The sequence below is a fragment of the Stenotrophomonas sp. G106K1 genome (assembly GCF_037969685.1).
GTDB lineage: Bacteria > Pseudomonadota > Gammaproteobacteria > Xanthomonadales > Xanthomonadaceae > Stenotrophomonas > Stenotrophomonas lactitubi.
In genome coordinates, this window is sequence record NZ_JBBPFR010000001.1 from 17,909 (window position 1) to 34,304 (window position 16,396).

Sequence of the window (16,396 nt, forward strand, 5' to 3'; positions counted from 1 at the left end):
GGGAGGCCAGTGTAGTGCCGGGCCATGCTCGGCTATCGCCTTTTGTAGAGTCGAGCCATGCTCGACTCAGGGGACCGCGAACAGCAGCCGAGCATGGCTCGGCTCTACAAAAAAGCACTCAGCAGGCAGTCGGCACTGCGGCCATCGCCGCCAGCAGTTCGCGGTTCACCTGCTGGTGCTGCTGTTGCCAGGCTGGCAGATCGCTGGCAGCGATGTCGGGTTGCCCATCCAGCGACGACAGCCAGCGCTTGAAACGGCTCTGGTAGTTGGGCAGTGACACCTCGCCGGTGATATCGCTGCCCACCAGTCCACCGGTGCGCAGGGCCTCGATCACCATCAGCGCATGTTCAAGCTGGAAGCGGCCCTGGTCCCAGTTGCTGCGTGCTACCTCTTCGGCGAACACGTCCTTGTCGATCGACAGATAGGTGGCCCGCGGCGCCTGCGCCTGTTCGGCGGCGAATGCGGCAACAAGTGCCTCGGGATGTTCGAAGCGGCGGAAGGCACCTGCCATGCCCACGCGGCTGGCCCAGCCCACATCCACGTCCATGCACCAGTAGGTCAGCCGTCGCTCCAGCAAGGGGCGCCAGTGGTTCTCCCACGCATGGCCCAGGCCGATATCGGTGGAGGTGATGCCCAGTACATGCACATGCGATATCTGCGGCAACGCGGCGGCGGCATTCACCCAGGAACCGCAGTGCATGCCGAAGGGAAAGCGCATGTTGTCAGGGTGGTTGTCCAGCACCACCAGCTGGAACGGGGCGCGCGTATGCAGGCGCTGCAGCAGTGGCAGGCTGAGATGGTGGAAATCGCCGCTGCCGAGCATCACCGTGCCGAGTTGTGCCGGCAACGGCAACAGAACGTCATTGGCGAAGCGTGACAGCGTGGCGTTGCGGCAGGCAAAGCGCAGCGGGTCATGCCAGTGCTGCAGCGCAAGCGTGCGTGCCTGCGGCAATGGCAGTACGCCACCATCGAGGTCGAGGATCAGCGGGGGGCGCAGTTGCATCGGTCAGCCCCCACCGTCCGGCTCAGCCTGCAGGTGCGGGGCCAGCCTGCGCAGGGCGGCGCGCAGCAGGGGCGAACGCGCGTGCACCGCATGCACGGTGGAGGTGAAGCGGGCTCCCAGTTCGGCCTTGATGCGTGAGTCGGTCCAGCCGGCGACGTAGTGGCTGAGGCCGTGCTGCAACGCGTATTCCAGGTTGTGCATCCAGCTGACCGAGTACAGGTTGTGGTCGCGCGACTGCGGATAGGACAGGCCGATGTACTTGTCCACCAGCTTGCCGGCGTGAACGTAGCACAGGTTCCAACCGATCAGCTCGCCGTTGTGGCGGTAGAGGAACAAGCGCCCCTGGCCCTGCGTGTCTGCCAGCAGGTGCTGCAAGAAGGCCAGGTCTAGCTGGTCGAAATGAACGGCGCTTTGCGCATACACCTGCAGGTACAGTGCGTGCAGTTCGGCCTGCAGCCGTGGCTCGGCAAGGGCGGGGTCGCCGGTAGCGATGCAGTCGATCTGCAGGTGGGCACGCGAGCGCAGCTTGCGCCGGATGTTCTTGCGCCGCGCAGTGGACAGGCGCGCCAGGTAGGTGTCGATGCAGTCGAAATCGATCGCCACCCATGCCAGTGGCATGCCTTCCAGCTGGATGAACCCACGTTCCAGCAGCGCCTGCAGGAACGCCTGGCTGTGTGCGTTGGCGGCGTCGTCCAGCAAGGGGGAATCGATCGCCAGGTCCTTGACCACCAGCAGCCGGCTGTCACCGACGCCGTGACGCAGCACGTCGTCGGCCAGTGCAGCCGCCGACACATGTGCCGGCAGCGGTGTGTACTCGGTGCTGGTGGCGCCGATGAACCGCGTCTGCCAGGTCAGCCACGGCCGCCACAGGCGCGACAGCGGCAACCCCAGCAGGCGCGAGCGCAGTGCATCGTCCAGGGTCGTGGTCAGATCCAGCGGTGCACGGAAGCTGGGCAGGCCACTGGGCAGGCGGCTGGCATCGAAGCCCAGGGGCGGGTGGGCCAGGAAGCCCTCCAGCAGCGCGGCCGGTTCCAGCGCGGTGCTGGATACACGCGGAATCATGTCCATGCGGCGCACGGGAACCGGCAGCGCATTCGAGCTCAGCCCTTGGCCTTGGTCAGCAGCTGGTCCAGCAGGGTGATCGCCAGATCGATCTCTTCGTAGGTGATGTTCAACGAAGGCGCGAAGGTGATCACGTTCTTGTACCAGCCACCGACATCGAGCACGAGGCCCATGCGCTTGCCGTCGTGCAGCAGGTCGCCGGCCAGGCCGATGTCGACCATGCGGTCCAGCAGTTCACGGTTCGGAGTGAAGCCATCGGCGGCGCAGATTTCTGCACGCAGGGCCAGGCCGAGGCCGTCGACATCGCCGATTTCCGGATGGCGTTTCTGCAGGCCGCGCAGGCCGTCGAGGAAGTAGGCGCCCTTCTCCGGCACGGTGCGCTCGTAGTCCATTTCCTTGCCCAGCTTCAGCACTTCCAGACCCAGGCGCGTGCCCAGCGGATTGGAGTTGAAGGTGGAATGGGTGGAGCCCGGCGGGAACACGGTCGGGTTGATCAGCTCTTCGCGTGCCCACAGGCCCGACAACGGATTGAGGCCGTTGGTCAGCGCCTTGCCGAACACCAACACGTCCGGGGTGACATCGAAGTGTTCGATGGCCCACAGCTTGCCGGTGCGCCAGAAGCCCATCTGGATTTCATCGACGACCATCAGGATGCCGTACTTGTCCAGCACGCGCTTGAGGCCCTTGAAGAAGTTGCGCGGCGGAATGACATAGCCGCCGGTGCCCTGGATCGGCTCGACATAGAACGCGGCGTACTCAGCCTGGCCGACCTTGGGATCCCACACGCCGTTGTACTCACTTTCGAACAGGCGCTCGAACTGGTGCACGCAGTGGTCGGAGTATTCGTCCGGGGTCATGCCCTTCGGGCGACGGAACGGATACGGAAACGGGATGAACATCGCGCGTTCGCCGAAGTGGCCGTAACGACGGCGGTAACGGTAGCTGGAGGTGATGGACGAGGCACCGAGGGTGCGGCCGTGGTAGCCGCCTTCAAACGCGAACATCAGGCTCTTGCCGTTGCGCGCGTTGCGGACGATCTTCAGCGAATCCTCCACCGCCTGCGCACCACCGACGTTGAAGTGCACGCGGCCATCGAGGCCGAACTTCTCGTGCATGTCCACCGCGATGGTCTTGGCCAGCTGCACGCGCGTGGGGTGCAGATACTGGCTGGCGACCTGCGGCAGGGCGTCGATCTGGTCCTTCAGCGCATTGTTCAGGCGCTGGTTGGCGTAACCGAAGTTGCACGCCGAGTACCACATCTGCAGATCGAGGTACGGGGTGCCGGCGGCATCGAACATGTAACTGCCTTCGCAGCACTGGAAGATCTTCGGCGGATCGACGTAGTGCACGGTGTCGCCGAAGGAGCTGTAGCGGGCTTCGTCTGCCAGCAGCTGCGCATCGGTGATGGCGGCATCGGTGTTCTTGTCAAAAATATTCATCGGTTCGGTTCCGGAGAGGGCATTCAAAGGAAGCAACGGGCGGAGCGATCAGGCGGTGGCGAGCAGCCGCGGAAGCGAGGGCTGAAGCAGGCTGCCTTCGAGCAGGCGCGGCAGCAGCGCAGTAGCGTCGTGGAAGGTGTCGATGGCGGCGTGGGGAATGCCGGCGTTGGTGCAATGGGAGACCAGGCGACGCTTGGCGAAGACGAAATCGGCGTGTTCGGATACGCAGAAATCCGAGGCACCATCACCGATCATCAGCACGCGGGGGGCTTCGTCGGCACGTGCCTGCGCCGCGCAGGTGCACTTGCAGGTGCCGCTGCGGCAGCCTTCGGCCTGGTACGGGGATTCAAGCTGCCAATGGTCGTCACACCAGCGCAGGTGGTTCGCCACTACAGGCAGCGTTGGCAAGCCATGGTTGGCGAGGATGCGATGGATCGCGTAGTCCAGGCCGTCGCTGACAATGCGCAGTGGCAGGCCCAATGCGTGTGCGCGATTGACGAAGGCGGCGAAGCCCGGATCGATGCGTACCTGGTCCAGGTGTGCATCGAGGGTGGCCGGATCCAGCTTCAGCAGGCGGACCTGGCCCTGCATGCATTCACGCGAGCCGATCTCACCGGAACGCCACTGGTCTTCCAGCTGCTGCCAACCGGGCTGGCCGAATTTTTCCAACAGTGAATCGATGACGTCCTCGAGGCTGATGGTGCCATCGAAGTCACACAGGATGCTCCATTGCATGGGCAGCTCCGTCGATGAAGAGAGGCCTTGGCACGATGCCGGCGACGGGGCCAATGTAGGCATGCCGTCTTTCTCGTTCCTTTCCGGCTGAAAGCTCGAATGGAGGCGCTCGGGAAGCGTTCAGCCAGTGACGCGGAGCAGGCCTTGCCTGGCTTCAGCCACTATTGGCGCGCCAGTACCTTCACGATCTCGCGGGTGTCTTCATGGGTCAGCCAGGGGCTGTTGCCCACGGTCAGGGAGCGTGCGGCGAAGTCGCGGGCATTGGGTACATCCGTGTCTGCGACGACGCCTCGCAGATAGGCGTAGTCCGGCAGGGCATGGATGAACATGCGGCTGACACCCAGGCCGCGCTGCCACAGCGTGGACAGCGCTTTGTCACGCGCACGTTCGCTGGGAAGCAGCAGCATCAGCATCGGCCAGGTGCCAAGGGTGCCAGGCATTCCGTCCACCACTTCAACGGCAGGCAGCGACTCCAGCTGCACGCGCAGCTGCAGCGCCCGCAGGCGGGCCGCCTGCAGGAAGGCGGGCAGGCGCTGTGCTGCGCGTGCACCGACGTTCTGCCGCCAGCGGCTGACGCGATGCTGCGGAATATCCAACGGAAACACATCACCCACTGCAGCTTCCAGGTCGCCGCTGCGCAGGGCACGCCGCAGCGGGTTTCCATACACCAGCGACAGCAGGGAAGGGCGGTAGCAGGCCGCCAGTCCCAGCAGCTGCAGGCTGCGGGTCAGCTCCCAGCGCAGGCTGAAGGGCGTGTGTGCTGCGGCCTGCTCGATCAATGCCGCACGCAGTGCTTCGTCATGCGTCAGCAGCAGACCGCCCTCATGCAGGCTCAGGCCCTTGCCGGCGGCCAGGCTGAAGAAACCGATATCGCCGCGCAGGCCGACGCTGTTGCCGGCCACGCGTGCACCCAGTGCCTGCGCAGCGTCCTCGATCACCCACGCGCCGACGCGGTGTGCAATGGCACATGTGCGATCGACATCGGCGATACGCCCGCCCAGATGCGTGGGAATGATCGCCAGGGTGCGTGCGTCGGCGGCGGCATGCAGTGCTGCCGGGTCGAAATCGAAATGGTCGCGGCGGGTATCGCACAGCTGTATGCGCAGGCCGAGACTGTGCACGGCAATCGGTACCAGTGGGCAGGTATAGGCCGGCAGGATCACCGTATCGCGCTGCGGCGCGCGGCTGCGCAGGGTGCGCAGGGCGATCAGCAGGGCGTGGGTGCCCGAGCAGGTCAGCTGCAGCGACGGCGTGCCCAGCTGCTCGGCGAGAATCGCGCACAGGTCACCGCCGCCGGGAAGGAAATCGCCGGCCTGCAGCGGCAGGCCGGCGGTAGGTGGCAGCTCGCGCGGCAGCAGGCTCACGGGGCTGCTTCAGTTGCAGCGTGCGGATCATCCGCTTCGGCGCGACCCAGGCAGATGATGCCGGCCACGATCAGCACCGCACCGATCAGGTGATGCAGCGTCAACGGCTCGTGCAGCAGCCACGCAGACAGCAGTAACACGCTGATCACTTCCAGGTGCGAGGCCGCGAACGCAGGGCCGATCGGCGCGTGCCGCAGCAGGCTCATCCAGGTGAAGAACGCGCCGACGTAACCGAGCATCGCGCCGTACACCCAGGGTTGTGACAGTACGCGCAGCAGCCACGCGGTATTGGCCTCGACCGGCAGCGCGGCGTCGCCGGCATACTTGAAGCACAGCTGGGCCAGGGTGTCGAAGGCCATCAGCAGCGGGAAGCCGACCAGGTACAGCCGCCTCATGTTCCGGCTCCAACCACGGCAACACCGGCGCTGACCAGCAGCATGCCGGTCACCCGCAACGGCGTCAGCCGCTCGCGGAACAGGATGCGGCCGGCAACCATCAGCGCGACGATGTTGATCGAGCCGAGCAGCACGCCCTGCGACAACGGTACCAGCGACAGGAACGCGATCCAGGCGACGAATTCAAGCACGTAGCAGGCGATGCCCAGCCACAGCCAGGGACGGCCGAACATGTGTTTCCAGCGCTGCAGGCCTTCGCCGTTCTGCGGGTCGCTGGCGGCGGCCTTGAAGGCCAACTGGCCACCGGTGTCGAGCACCACGTTGACCAGCCACAGCAGGGTGGCAAGCGATCCCATCTCAGGCGACCGCCTGCAGCACGCCCGCACGTTCGCCGATGTCGCTGAAGAAGCGCGCGCTGCGGCGGATCACCTCGCGCCGTTCGCGATCGATGGTGATCATGTGGTAGCTGTCTTCCAGCACCACCAGTTCGGTCGGTCCGCTGACGCGTGAGATCACCAGTTCGGCATTGCCCATGCTGGCCACGTCGTCCTCGCGGGCGTGCATCACCAGGCACGGTGCCGTGACCTGGTGCAGGTGACGGCGCGTCCAGGTGCTCAGTGCGCGCATTTCGGCCAACGCATGCCACGGATTGCCCGGCAGGCCGGCAGCAGCACTGTCACCGGACAGCATGGCGGCGCTGACCTGCGCGCGCAGGCGCTCGTCGCGCAGGCCGTACGGCGGCTCTTCCATGAACATGCGGTCGCGGCCGATGCCCAGGCGCTTGAACCACGGCAACAGGAACGAGAAGCGCGCAACCGCCGGAATGTTCCAGCCGTCGTAGCGGAAGGTGGCGCCGTACACGCCCACGCCGGAAACCCAGTCCGGCCGGCGCGCGGCCAGTGCCAGCGCCAGCACCGCGCCCATCGACAGCCCGCCCACGAACAACTGGTCGACCTTGCCGCGCAGGTTTGCCGCCGCATCTTCCACGCCCTGGTACCACTGTTCCCAGCGGGTCTGCAGCAGGTCCTCGACGCTGCCGCAGTGGCCCGGCAACTGCACGCCGTGCACGCTGAAGCCTGCGTTGTTCAGGCCTTTGCCCAGCATGCGCATTTCGGCCGGCGTGCCGGTCAGGCCATGGATCAGCAGGACACCCTGCGGGCCACCGGGAAGAAAGAACTCATGGGATGCAGGCACCAGTCGGCTCCAGCGCGGCAGTCGGGAAGCTCAGCATCGCAAGCGCGATTTTCGGCAACCTTTCAACGGCCCTGCTGGATCAAGGGCCCTTCAGCAACGGTATGGTGATGGACACCTTCAGGCCGCCACCGGGGCGGTTGAGGTAACCCAGGCGCCCGCCCAGATGCTCGACGGCCTCATGGGCGATGGCCAGGCCCAGACCGGTGCCGCTGGCGGCAGTGCCGGGCGCGCGGAAGAAGCGTTCCCCCAGCCGCGACATCACGTCCTCGGGTACGCCCGGGCCGTTGTCTTCGACGTACAGCTCGACATCGTTGTCGTCCAGCGCCTGCACGCCCACCGTGACGGTTGCATCCACGCCGGCGTAGCGCAGTGCGTTGTCGATCAGATTGTCCAGCGCCTCGTGCAGCAGCGCGCCGTTGCCCAGTATCCGCACCGGCTGCTGCGGACCCAGGTAGCCCAGGTCGGTGCCATCGCGGATCGCTTCGGGCACGCGCATGCCCACCCATTGCGGCACCAGCTCGGACAGGTCCAGCGCCTCCACCGTCTCCGGCACGGTCTGGGCACGGCTCAACGCCAGCAGCTGGGTGCTGACGCGCGCGGTTCGCTGGTTGAGCCGGCGGATGTTCTGCAGCGCTTCGCGCACGGTCTCTGGATCGCCGTGGGCCAGTGCCTGGTCCACGTGCAGTGCCATGCCTGCCAGCGGCGAGCGCAACTGGTGGGCGGCATCGGCAATGAAGCGGTTCTGCAGCGTGATCATTTCCGCCTGCCGCGCGAACAGGCCGTCGATGGTGCTGATCAGCGGCTGGATCTCCTCGGGCACGTCGGCATCGGAAATCGGTGCCAGCTCGCCGCGGCGCTGGGCCAGGCGCGAGGTCAGCGGGGTCAGGATACGCAGGCCGTGGGTGACGCCGAACCAGACCAGCGCCGCCATTCCCAGGGCCAGCATGGCCATCAGGGGAATGACGATCATCAGGATCTCGCGTGCACGCTGGCGGCGGTCGGCCATGCTTTCGGCCACGGTCACCGCCAGCTGGTCCTGCGGATCGTTCATCGCCTGGGTGCAGACCGTCGACATGCGCACCTGCTGGCCGTTCAATTCACCTTCGTACAGCGCCGGGTGCGTGCCGCTGCAGTCCTGCGACGGTGCATAGGCGCTGAAATCGGCGTTGCCGGCGATGGTGCCCAGGCGGCTGCTGTCGACGTTGAAGTAGCGATGACCGTCGGGGTCGTACTCGATGAGGAAACGTGCCTGCGGGGACAGGTCGCTGCTGACCGGCATGGTGCTGAGCATCTGCGCGAACGACACGGTGTCGTCGGTCAGGTTGCGGTCGTGGATGCGGTTGGAGTAGTCCAGCGCCACGTAGTACGCCAGCAGCGTGTTGAAGGTCAGCAGGCCCAGCATCGGCAGTGCCAGAAAGGCGAGCAGGCGCCGGCGCAGGCTGGGCGGTCCGCTGATCACGCGCCGGCGTCTTCCAGCATGTAGCCCAGCCCGCGCACCGTACGGATGCCCATGCCGCCCGGCTGCAGCTTGCGGCGCAGGCGGTGCAGGGCGATGTCCAGGCCATTGTCGGTCAGGTCCTGGCCCCAGTCGCACAGGGCCTCCACCAGCTGCGCACGGGAGACGATGCGCTCGGCACGCACCGCCAGGGCGGACAGCAGGCCGAATTCGCGCGCGGTCAGCTCCAGCGTCTGCTCGTCTATCCACACCCGGTGCCCGGTCAGGTCCAGGCGCAGCCGGCCGATGCGCAGGTCGGGGTTGCCGTTGCTGGTGACCCGGCGCAGCTGCGCGCGCACGCGTGCTTCGAATTCGTCCAGTGCAAAGGGTTTGACCAGGTAATCATCGGCGCCGAGGTCGAGCACGCGCACGCGTTCGGCCAGGCCATCGCGTGCGGTGACCACCAGCACGGCCAGGCCGTCACCACGCTGGCGCAGCCGCTGCAGCACATCGCGGCCATCGAGCTGGGGCAGGCCAAGATCCAGCACCAGCAATGCGTACTGGGTGGAGTTCAGTGCGGCATCGGCATGCGCGCCGTTGTCCACGTGGTCGACCACGTGGCCCTGCCGGCGCATCGAGGCGCACAGGCCGGAGGCGATGTCGGGGTCGTCTTCTGCGATGAGAACGCGCATGCGCGGGGCTCCTGGGGGCGGATGGGCCGCCCGCTGGACAGGGCGGGCCTCTCGGCTGCCGAGGGTAGCGGCAAACCGGGCGCAGGTGGCGGGCGTGGGGGGCCTGGGCCGGCCCGGCGCTGGCCCTTCGTTCAGTCCTGCAGGCCGGTCTCGCCCTTGGCCAGTGGCACCCGCGAACCATTCAGCAGGCCGCGGCTGAGCTTGCCGTCCTCGATGAACAGCAGTTCGCCGTTCTCGCCATTCTTGATGCTGCTGTCGATGGCAATCACGCGGTCGTCGTGGAAGCTGCTGACGTGCGGCATGGAGGTGTGGCCGACCACGATGCGCTTGAGCTGGAGGCGGTCGAGTACCGCCTGCACGCCCTGGCTGTCCAAGCGTCCGTCGAAGTAGCCGCGGTACCAGATCGGGCTGGTCTTGCCGTCGTACAGCGGTGCAGTGGCGGGGTCTGCCTTCACCTCGGCCTTGGGAATGCCCAGCGAGGCCTGGTAGGCGGCGTTGGCGTGGGCCGGGTCCAATGCCATCTGCACGGCATCGGGCGAGATGCCGCCGTGCAGGAACAGGGTGTCGCCGATCTGCAGCAGCACCGGGCGCGTGCGCAGCCACTGGCCGATCACCGAGTCGGCAGCATACAGCTGCGGATAGCTGCGACCGAGCAGCTGCGCGCTGCGCAGGTACTTCGGGTTGACGTAACGCAGGTCGTCATAGAGCACCATGGTCTCGTGGTTGCCCAGCACGAAATGCACCGCGCCACCGGCCGCCGCCGCCTGCTGCTGCAGGCCGTACAGCAGCCAGAACGCTTCGGTCACCTGTGGGCCGCGATCGAACACGTCGCCCGCGACTACCAGCGTGTCCGAGCCCAGTGCCCAGCGGTCCTGCGCGTCGATCACCCGGTTGGCGCGCAGCAGGCGGACCAGCAGCTCGTACTGGCCGTGGATGTCGGACACGGCGACGATGCGCGGCACCGCCGGCAGCACGGAGACCGACGGTGCATTCGGCGGCAGCACATGCACCGCATGCGGATAGCCGCAGTGCGCGGCAACGTCCGCGCCTGCGGTGCCGGCGTGCACGGTCTGGGTTTCCACCTGGTCCTGGCAGATCCACTGCGCTTTCAGCTGCGCGCCTTCACGGAACACGTAAGGACCATCGCTGTCGACGTGTTCTGCGGGTGCTGCCGCGTCGCGGGCCGAGGCCAGTGGTGCGGCCAGCAGCAGGGCCAGCGGCAGCAGGATCGAAACGGTTCGGGCGTAGTTCGGCATCGGCGGCATTCAGCGGCATTCAGCGGCAGGAGACCAGCGATGCTAACTGCCCGGGGACGTCGCCGGTGTGCGTGAACGGGCGGATCAGGCCCGGCCGCCTTCTTCCTTGAGCTTGCGTACGCGGGTATTGGTGGCGTGCAGCGGCTGGCCGTCGCGTCCGTGCGGTTGCATATAGGGCAGCGGCCGGCGGCTGCTGCATTCGATCAGCTGCGAGTGTGCCTCGCCAGCGGCGAAGCGATGCCGTTCTCCCCATTGGCGCAGGGCGACCAGCAGCGGGAACAGGTCCTGGCCGGCCGCGGTGAGCACATAGTCCTGGTAGGCGCTGCCATCGGCGGCAGGCTGCTGCACCAGCAGCCCCGCCTCGACCAGTCGCCGCAGGCGGTCGCTGAGGATGTTGCGCGCCGCACCCAGGCTGCGCTGGAAATCGCCGAAGCGGCTGATGCCATCGAAGGCGTCGCGGATGATCAGCAACGCCCAGCGGTCGCCAAGCAGATCGGCGCTGCGGGCCACGGGGCAGGGGCTGTTGGCGTGCATGGCGGTATCCCTTGATTGTGGTTGCAGTTTAAAACCAGTGGCGCTACCGTGCACGTAGTTTCAAAATGCAACCACACTGATGATGCCTTCGCTGTCCCGCCCGTTGTTGGGCCTGCTCGCCATTGCTGCCGGTGCCAGCGTGGCCAACGTCTATTTCGCGCAGCCGCTGCTGGAGCGCCTGGCCCACGATTTCGCCCTGGATGCCGCGGTGGCCGGTGCACTGCTGGCTGCCACCCAGGCCGGCAGCGTGCTGGCTCTGCTCGGGTTGCTGCCGTTGGCCGACCGTGGCGACCGTCGCCGACTGCTGCAGATGCAACTGCTGGCGCTGGTGGTGGCGCTGCTATGGCTGGCCGCCGCCCGCAGCACCGCGTGGTTGCTGTCGGGCATGCTCTTGGCGGGGCTGCTCGGTACCGCACTCACCCAAGGGTTGATCGCCTATGCCGCCAACCTTGCTGCACCGGAGCAGCGCGGGCGGGTGGTCGGCATGGTCCAGGGCGGCGTGTTCATCGGTCTGTTGTCGGCACGCGTGGTCTCCGGCGCGGTCGCCGCCGTGGCGGGATGGCGCGCGGTGTACCTGCTGTCGGCACTGCTGATGGCGGCGCTGGCGCTTCTGCTGTGGCGGCGGCTGCCGCATGTGCCGGTGCCTGCAATGCCGCCGGCGTGGCGCGAGCTGCTGCGCTCCATGGTCCAGATGCTGTTGCAGGATCGGGCACTGCGCGAACGTGGGCCCTTGGCACTGCTGTTGTTTGCCGGTCTCAATGTGTTCTGGGCGGCGGTGCCACTGCCGTTGTCGGCGCCGCCCCTGAGCTGGTCGACCGCTGGCATCGGCGCGCTGGGCCTGGCTGGCATCATCGGCGCGCTGCTGGCGGCGCGGGTCGGGCACTGGATGGATCGTGGTTTTGCCCATCGGGTGAGCCTGGGCGCGCTGCTGCTGATGCTGGTCGCCTGGGCGCCGCTGCTGGGCCTGCCGCAGTCGCTGGCGCTGTTGCTGCTGGGCGTGGTGGTGCTGGACCTGGGCGGGCAGGCGTTGCACGTGTCCAACCAGGCATTGCTGCTGCGTGCACCGGCCGAACAGCATGGGCGCCTGGTGGCGCTGTACATGCTGTTCTATGCGGTGGGCAGTGGTGCGGGTGCTGCCGCAGGCACCTGGATGCAGGCGCGCTACGGGTGGCCGGCGGTGTGCGTGCTGGGAGCGGGCATCGCGCTGCTGGCACTGATGTGGTGGGCGGCGTGGCGCATTCCGCGTAAGGCCGCCCTGTAGCGCCGACGCTGTTCGATGCCCTGCCGCGCGCGCTGCAGGCTCAACGTTGCAGCGCGCGTCGCCCGGGTGCCTCGGGCAGTGCTGCGTCGGCCACCACCACGCGGTTGCGGCCTTGTCGCTTGGCGGCATACATCGCCGCGTCGGCGCGCGCCATCAGCCGCTCGTAATCGGGATGCCCATCGTGTCCGGCCACGCCGATGCTGGCGGTCAGCCCCAACGTCTGTCCATTGGGCAGGGTGATCGGCGATTGTGCGATCTGCCGACGCAGGCTTTCGGCGATCACCTCCGCCTGCGACTCGCTCGCCGCCACCAGCACCACCACGAACTCCTCGCCGCCGTAGCGGAACAGGTAGTCGCTGCCACGGGTCTGCTGGCCGAGCAGGGCGGCGACGTGCTGCAGTGCGCGGTCGCCGCCGTCGTGGCCGTGGCCATCGTTGATCGCCTTGAAATGATCCAGATCCAGCAACAGCAGCGAGAACGGCGTGTGGTTGCGCGTGGACAATTCGATCTCACGGCGCAGCACGGTCGGCAGGAAGCGCCGGTTGAGCAGGTTGGTCAGCGCATCGCTGCCCGCATCCAGTTCGCCGATGCGTTCGAACAGCAGGGTCATCAGGTTGCGGATGGTGGCCAGGTCTTCGCGGATGGCCGGCAGGGCGGCCAGACGTCGTGCCGGATCTTCATCCGTGGCACGCTGCAGGCTGCTGTCGATGCGCGCCATCAGCTGGCCGACCTGTTGTGTCTCGCTGCTTTCGCCGAAGCTGGGAATGCCCTTGTGGGTGAACCACAGGCCGAACTCAGAGGTCGCCAGACTGGCGTTGTCGGTGCCTGTCGCATGGCCAGCGAGCGTGTACAGCAGGCTGTTTTCCCAATCCAGCAGCAGTGCGCGCTGGCGCTCGCGCTCGGTGCTGACGTTCTGCACCAGCGAGAACAGCCGGTACGCTGCATCGGTGCGCGACGAGCGCTCGCGGGCATGCGTATAGGCCAGGGTCATGCCCTCCATGGCGATGTCCATGATCGCGCTGAGGCAATCGATGGCGGCGAAGGCGGTGTCGTTGTCATGGGCGTCGGCGCGCAGGCGCACGAACAGTTCGTGCTTGAGCACGCGTGCTCCGCGAGTCACCAGGTCAACCGGAATGCCGACCCGCGCATGCACATCGCCGATTACGCGCTGTGCGGCGACCGTAGCGGCAATTCCATCCGCATCGGTGGTCAGCAGCTGCGCCAGCCAGCGCTGCATCGCCGGTTGCAGGCGCTGCTTGACCTGTTCATGGGACAGGAATCGGCGCGCACGCGTGTCCTGCAGCAGCACTTCGTAGAAGCGCTGCGCCAGCATCGGCGGTGCATCAGCGGCCACGGCATGCAGCAGTGCGGCAGCGGCGGGGCCGGCCTGCAGCAGGCAGTGCTGCCAGGCCTGGGCCAGCGGTTGGCTGGCTTCGTCCAGTTGGGGTGTATCCACGTCGATCTCTAGCGGCGCACAACAGACCACGGTATCGGCCGCAGCTGTCGACGGTTGATGGCAGGTAAGCCCGCCAGTTTAAGCGCCATGCAGGCCGAAAAACCCGGGCAGAGCACATGCGGGCCGATGCCGCAATGCGTTGACGCATTTGAGAATCACTCGCATTTGTGGAAAAATGACGGCAGGAACCAACCTGCGCGCATCCCGCAGTGATCGTTCCGCCTCCCCCGTCGCCGCCTCGTGCCCTATGCCAGAGGCTTCCGCTGCCCTGCCAGAAGGTCCAGAACATGCCTGCAAACACTCTTTCACCGCGCCCGCTGGCGCTCGCCGTCGCCGCGCTGCTGGCCGGCGCCGCGGTTACCGCGCATGCGGAAACCGATGCCACCGATATCGATACCGTGCATGTCACCGCCTCGCAGATAGCGCGGCAGGCGCTGGGCACCTCCACCATCACCGCTGAAGACATCGCCAAGCGACCGCCGGTCAACGACATCGCCGAACTGCTGCGTACGATGCCCGGCGTCAATCTGACCGGCAACAGCGCGTCGGGGCAGTACGGCAACAACCGGCAGATCGATCTGCGCGGCATGGGGCCGGAAAATACCCTGATCCTGATCGACGGCAAGCGCGTGGGCGCACGCGACGCGGTGCGCATGGGCCGCAGTGGCGAGCGCAACACGCGTGGCGATACCAACTGGGTGCCGGCGGAAATGATCGAACGCATCGAAGTGCTGCGCGGCCCGGCGGCGGCGCGCTATGGCTCGGGTGCATCCGGTGGCGTGGTCAACATCATCACCAAGCGCCCGACCGGCGACCTGACCGGCGCGGTTGATCTGTATGGCCTGGTACCCGAACACAGTGCCGAGGGTGGCAGCGAGCGCGTCGGCCTGCAGCTGAGCGGGCCGATGACCGACACGCTGTCGTTCCGGCTGTACGGCAACCTCAACAAGACCGATGCCGATTCGCTGGATCTCAACCGCAACTTCGCCACCGGCGCCAATGCGGTACCGCCGGCGGGCCGCGAGGGCGTCAAGAACCGCGATGTCAACGCGCTGCTGCGTTGGGACGTGACCGCCAACCAGGTCGTCGAATTCGAGGCCGGCACCAGCCGCCAGGGCAACATCTATGCCGGCGACCGTGCGGTCAGCACCACCGGAACCTCCACCGGCGTCGACCTGGCCGCGCTGGCCGAGCAGCAGGCCGAGACCAACCGCATGTACCGCAGCACCGGCGCGATCACCCATCGCGGACGCTGGGGCGATGTCAGTTCGCGGCTGACGGCAGCGGTGGAAGGGGTCAACAATTCGCGCATCAACGAGGGCTTGGCCGGTGGTCCGGAAGGCAGCTTCAACGGCGCTGACTGGTCGACCTCGCGCCTGCGCAACTACCAACTGGACGGCGAGGTCAGCTTCCCGACCACCCTCGGCGGCGCCGGGAACGTGTGGACGCTGGGCTTCGAATACCTCGACAGCCGATTGACCGATCCGTACTCGATGAGCCAGTCCAGCAGCAGCGGTGGTGGCATTCCGGGTCTTTCGGCAGATCGCGCACGCGGCAAGTCCGATGCACAGACCACCGCTGTCTACGTGGAAGACAACATCTACCTGGGTGAGCGCTGGATCGTGACCCCGGGCCTGCGCTTCGACCATCACAGCCAGTTCGGCAACAACACCAGCCCGAGCCTCAACGCGCAGTTCCGGCTCAACAGTGACTGGGTGGTCAAGGGCGGCATCGCGCGCGCGTTCAAGGCGCCGAACCTGTACCAGTCCAACCCGGACTATCTGTATTACACCCGTGGCAACGGCTGCCCGAACGCGTTGCCGAGCCTCGGCGCCGGTTGCTACATGCGGGGCAATGCGGATCTGAAGGCAGAGACCAGCCTGAACAAGGAACTGGGCGTGGAGTGGGCACCGCAGAGCGGCTGGCAGGCCTCGCTGACCTACTTCCACAACGACTACAAGGACAAGATCCAGGCCGGGTACACCCAGATCGGCCTGACGGCCGACAGCAAGGGCCGCATTTTCCGCTGGGAGAACGCACCCAAGGCCATCGTGCAGGGGCTCGAGGGCAACCTGGTGATCCCGCTGCTGGGCGAGCAGGGCGACCGCCTGAAGTGGAGCAACAACTTCACCTACATGGTGGAGAACGAAAACAAGAGCACCGGCCAGCCGCTGTCGGTGATTCCCAAGTACACCGTCAACACCATGCTGGACTGGCAGGCCACCGAGCAGCTGTCGCTGCTGCTGACCGGCACCTTCTACGGCAAGCAGGAACCGGCCACGACCAACATCAACAACGACCCGCGCTGCACGGTCAACTGCGATGCGTCCACCGTGCTGCAGACCCGCAGCGCGTACAACGTGTGGGGCGTGAGCGCGCGCTACAAGGTGACCGACACGGTCAGCGTGGGCTTCGGCGTCAACAACCTGGCCGACAAGCGCCTGTTCCGCGAGGCCAACAGCAGCGATGCCGGTGCGGCGACGTACAACGAGCCCGGTCGCGCGTACTGGGCGAGCCTGCGTTTCGGGTTCTGATCGTCAGGCGGTAGTGCCGGCCGTTGGCCGGCACCA

At 66.8% G+C, this 16,396-nt stretch carries 15 protein-coding genes; 2 read left to right on the top strand and 13 right to left on the bottom strand.

What is annotated here, in order from left to right; translation table 11 throughout:
* Positions 1–118 precede the first annotated feature (118 nt).
* From WKB25_RS00105 to WKB25_RS00160, 12 genes are all read right to left on the bottom strand, one after another.
* Complete coding sequence (locus WKB25_RS00105; RefSeq protein WP_340567988.1) at positions 119–1,003, bottom strand: hypothetical protein; 885 nt, start codon at positions 1,001–1,003, stop codon at positions 119–121.
* Positions 1,004–1,006: 3 nt separating this feature from the next.
* Entirely contained in the window at positions 1,007–2,071 is a 1,065-nt protein-coding gene (locus tag WKB25_RS00110; protein WP_340567990.1) for a GNAT family N-acetyltransferase, read from the bottom strand.
* 32 nt (positions 2,072–2,103) lie between these two features.
* Positions 2,104–3,504 (bottom strand): aminotransferase class III-fold pyridoxal phosphate-dependent enzyme, encoded by a 1,401-nt coding sequence (locus WKB25_RS00115; RefSeq protein WP_340567992.1) that lies wholly within the window; start codon positions 3,502–3,504, stop codon positions 2,104–2,106.
* A 48-nt stretch (positions 3,505–3,552) separates the two neighbouring features.
* Positions 3,553–4,239 carry an MtnX-like HAD-IB family phosphatase gene (locus WKB25_RS00120; RefSeq protein ID WP_340567994.1) on the bottom strand — a complete coding sequence of 229 codons (687 nt, stop codon included), beginning with the start codon at positions 4,237–4,239 and terminating at the stop codon, positions 3,553–3,555.
* 161 nt (positions 4,240–4,400) lie between these two features.
* Positions 4,401–5,603 carry a DegT/DnrJ/EryC1/StrS family aminotransferase gene (locus WKB25_RS00125; RefSeq protein ID WP_340567995.1) on the bottom strand — a complete coding sequence of 401 codons (1,203 nt, stop codon included), beginning with the start codon at positions 5,601–5,603 and terminating at the stop codon, positions 4,401–4,403.
* The gene (locus WKB25_RS00130) at positions 5,600–5,998 is read right to left on the bottom strand and encodes a DMT family transporter (protein WP_340567996.1); all 399 of its coding nucleotides are present in this window, start codon (positions 5,996–5,998) and stop codon (positions 5,600–5,602) included. Before WKB25_RS00130 ends, WKB25_RS00125 begins: the two co-directional genes overlap by 4 nt.
* Positions 5,995–6,354, bottom strand: a complete 360-nt coding sequence (locus WKB25_RS00135; RefSeq protein ID WP_340567997.1) for an EamA family transporter — start codon at positions 6,352–6,354, stop codon at positions 5,995–5,997. The genes WKB25_RS00130 and WKB25_RS00135 overlap by 4 nt, the downstream gene beginning before the upstream one ends.
* A 1-nt stretch (position 6,355) precedes the next feature.
* A complete protein-coding gene (locus WKB25_RS00140; RefSeq protein WP_340567998.1) occupies positions 6,356–7,192 on the bottom strand; it encodes an alpha/beta fold hydrolase in 837 nt (278 codons plus the stop codon).
* 79 nt (positions 7,193–7,271) lie between these two features.
* The gene (locus WKB25_RS00145) at positions 7,272–8,651 is read right to left on the bottom strand and encodes an ATP-binding protein (protein WP_340568000.1); all 1,380 of its coding nucleotides are present in this window, start codon (positions 8,649–8,651) and stop codon (positions 7,272–7,274) included.
* Positions 8,648–9,319, bottom strand: a complete 672-nt coding sequence (locus tag WKB25_RS00150) for a response regulator (RefSeq protein WP_100464099.1) — start codon at positions 9,317–9,319, stop codon at positions 8,648–8,650. Before WKB25_RS00150 ends, WKB25_RS00145 begins: the two co-directional genes overlap by 4 nt.
* A gap of 131 nt (positions 9,320–9,450) precedes the next feature.
* Positions 9,451–10,584 carry a metallophosphoesterase gene (locus WKB25_RS00155; protein WP_340568001.1) on the bottom strand — a complete coding sequence of 378 codons (1,134 nt, stop codon included), beginning with the start codon at positions 10,582–10,584 and terminating at the stop codon, positions 9,451–9,453.
* Between the two features lie 75 nt (positions 10,585–10,659).
* Positions 10,660–11,109: a helix-turn-helix domain-containing protein gene (locus tag WKB25_RS00160; protein ID WP_340568002.1), complete on the bottom strand. Its 450-nt coding sequence runs from the start codon at positions 11,107–11,109 to the stop codon at positions 10,660–10,662.
* Positions 11,110–11,188: 79 nt separating this feature from the next.
* Here WKB25_RS00160 and WKB25_RS00165 point away from each other — a divergent pair, with 79 nt between their 5' ends.
* Positions 11,189–12,370 (top strand): MFS transporter, encoded by a 1,182-nt coding sequence (locus WKB25_RS00165; protein ID WP_340568003.1) that lies wholly within the window; start codon positions 11,189–11,191, stop codon positions 12,368–12,370.
* A gap of 40 nt (positions 12,371–12,410) precedes the next feature.
* Here WKB25_RS00165 and WKB25_RS00170 read toward each other — a convergent pair whose 3' ends face one another.
* Positions 12,411–13,826, bottom strand: a complete 1,416-nt coding sequence (locus tag WKB25_RS00170) for a GGDEF domain-containing protein (protein ID WP_340568005.1) — start codon at positions 13,824–13,826, stop codon at positions 12,411–12,413.
* A gap of 287 nt (positions 13,827–14,113) precedes the next feature.
* On the opposite strand from WKB25_RS00170, the gene WKB25_RS00175 reads away from it, so the two are divergent.
* Complete coding sequence (locus WKB25_RS00175; RefSeq protein ID WP_340568006.1) at positions 14,114–16,360, top strand: TonB-dependent siderophore receptor; 2,247 nt, start codon at positions 14,114–14,116, stop codon at positions 16,358–16,360.
* The last annotated feature ends 36 nt before the right edge of the window (positions 16,361–16,396 follow it).

What these genes read in the sequence shown, in the direction of transcription:
- WKB25_RS00135 (WP_340567997.1), bottom strand. Translation starts at nt 6,354, where the DNA reads ATGGGATCGCTTGCCACCCTGCTGTGGCTGGTCAACGTGGTGCTCGAC.
- WKB25_RS00105 (WP_340567988.1), bottom strand. Translation starts at nt 1,003, where the DNA reads ATGCAACTGCGCCCCCCGCTGATCCTCGACCTCGATGGTGGCGTACTG.
- WKB25_RS00150 (WP_100464099.1), bottom strand. Translation starts at nt 9,319, where the DNA reads ATGCGCGTTCTCATCGCAGAAGACGACCCCGACATCGCCTCCGGCCTG.
- WKB25_RS00165 (WP_340568003.1), top strand. Translation starts at nt 11,189, where the DNA reads ATGATGCCTTCGCTGTCCCGCCCGTTGTTGGGCCTGCTCGCCATTGCT.
- WKB25_RS00120 (WP_340567994.1), bottom strand. Translation starts at nt 4,239, where the DNA reads ATGCAATGGAGCATCCTGTGTGACTTCGATGGCACCATCAGCCTCGAG.
- WKB25_RS00115 (WP_340567992.1), bottom strand. Translation starts at nt 3,504, where the DNA reads ATGAATATTTTTGACAAGAACACCGATGCCGCCATCACCGATGCGCAG.
- WKB25_RS00175 (WP_340568006.1), top strand. Translation starts at nt 14,114, where the DNA reads ATGCCTGCAAACACTCTTTCACCGCGCCCGCTGGCGCTCGCCGTCGCC.
- WKB25_RS00160 (WP_340568002.1), bottom strand. Translation starts at nt 11,109, where the DNA reads ATGCACGCCAACAGCCCCTGCCCCGTGGCCCGCAGCGCCGATCTGCTT.
- WKB25_RS00155 (WP_340568001.1), bottom strand. Translation starts at nt 10,584, where the DNA reads ATGCCGCCGATGCCGAACTACGCCCGAACCGTTTCGATCCTGCTGCCG.
- WKB25_RS00130 (WP_340567996.1), bottom strand. Translation starts at nt 5,998, where the DNA reads ATGAGGCGGCTGTACCTGGTCGGCTTCCCGCTGCTGATGGCCTTCGAC.
- WKB25_RS00110 (WP_340567990.1), bottom strand. Translation starts at nt 2,071, where the DNA reads ATGGACATGATTCCGCGTGTATCCAGCACCGCGCTGGAACCGGCCGCG.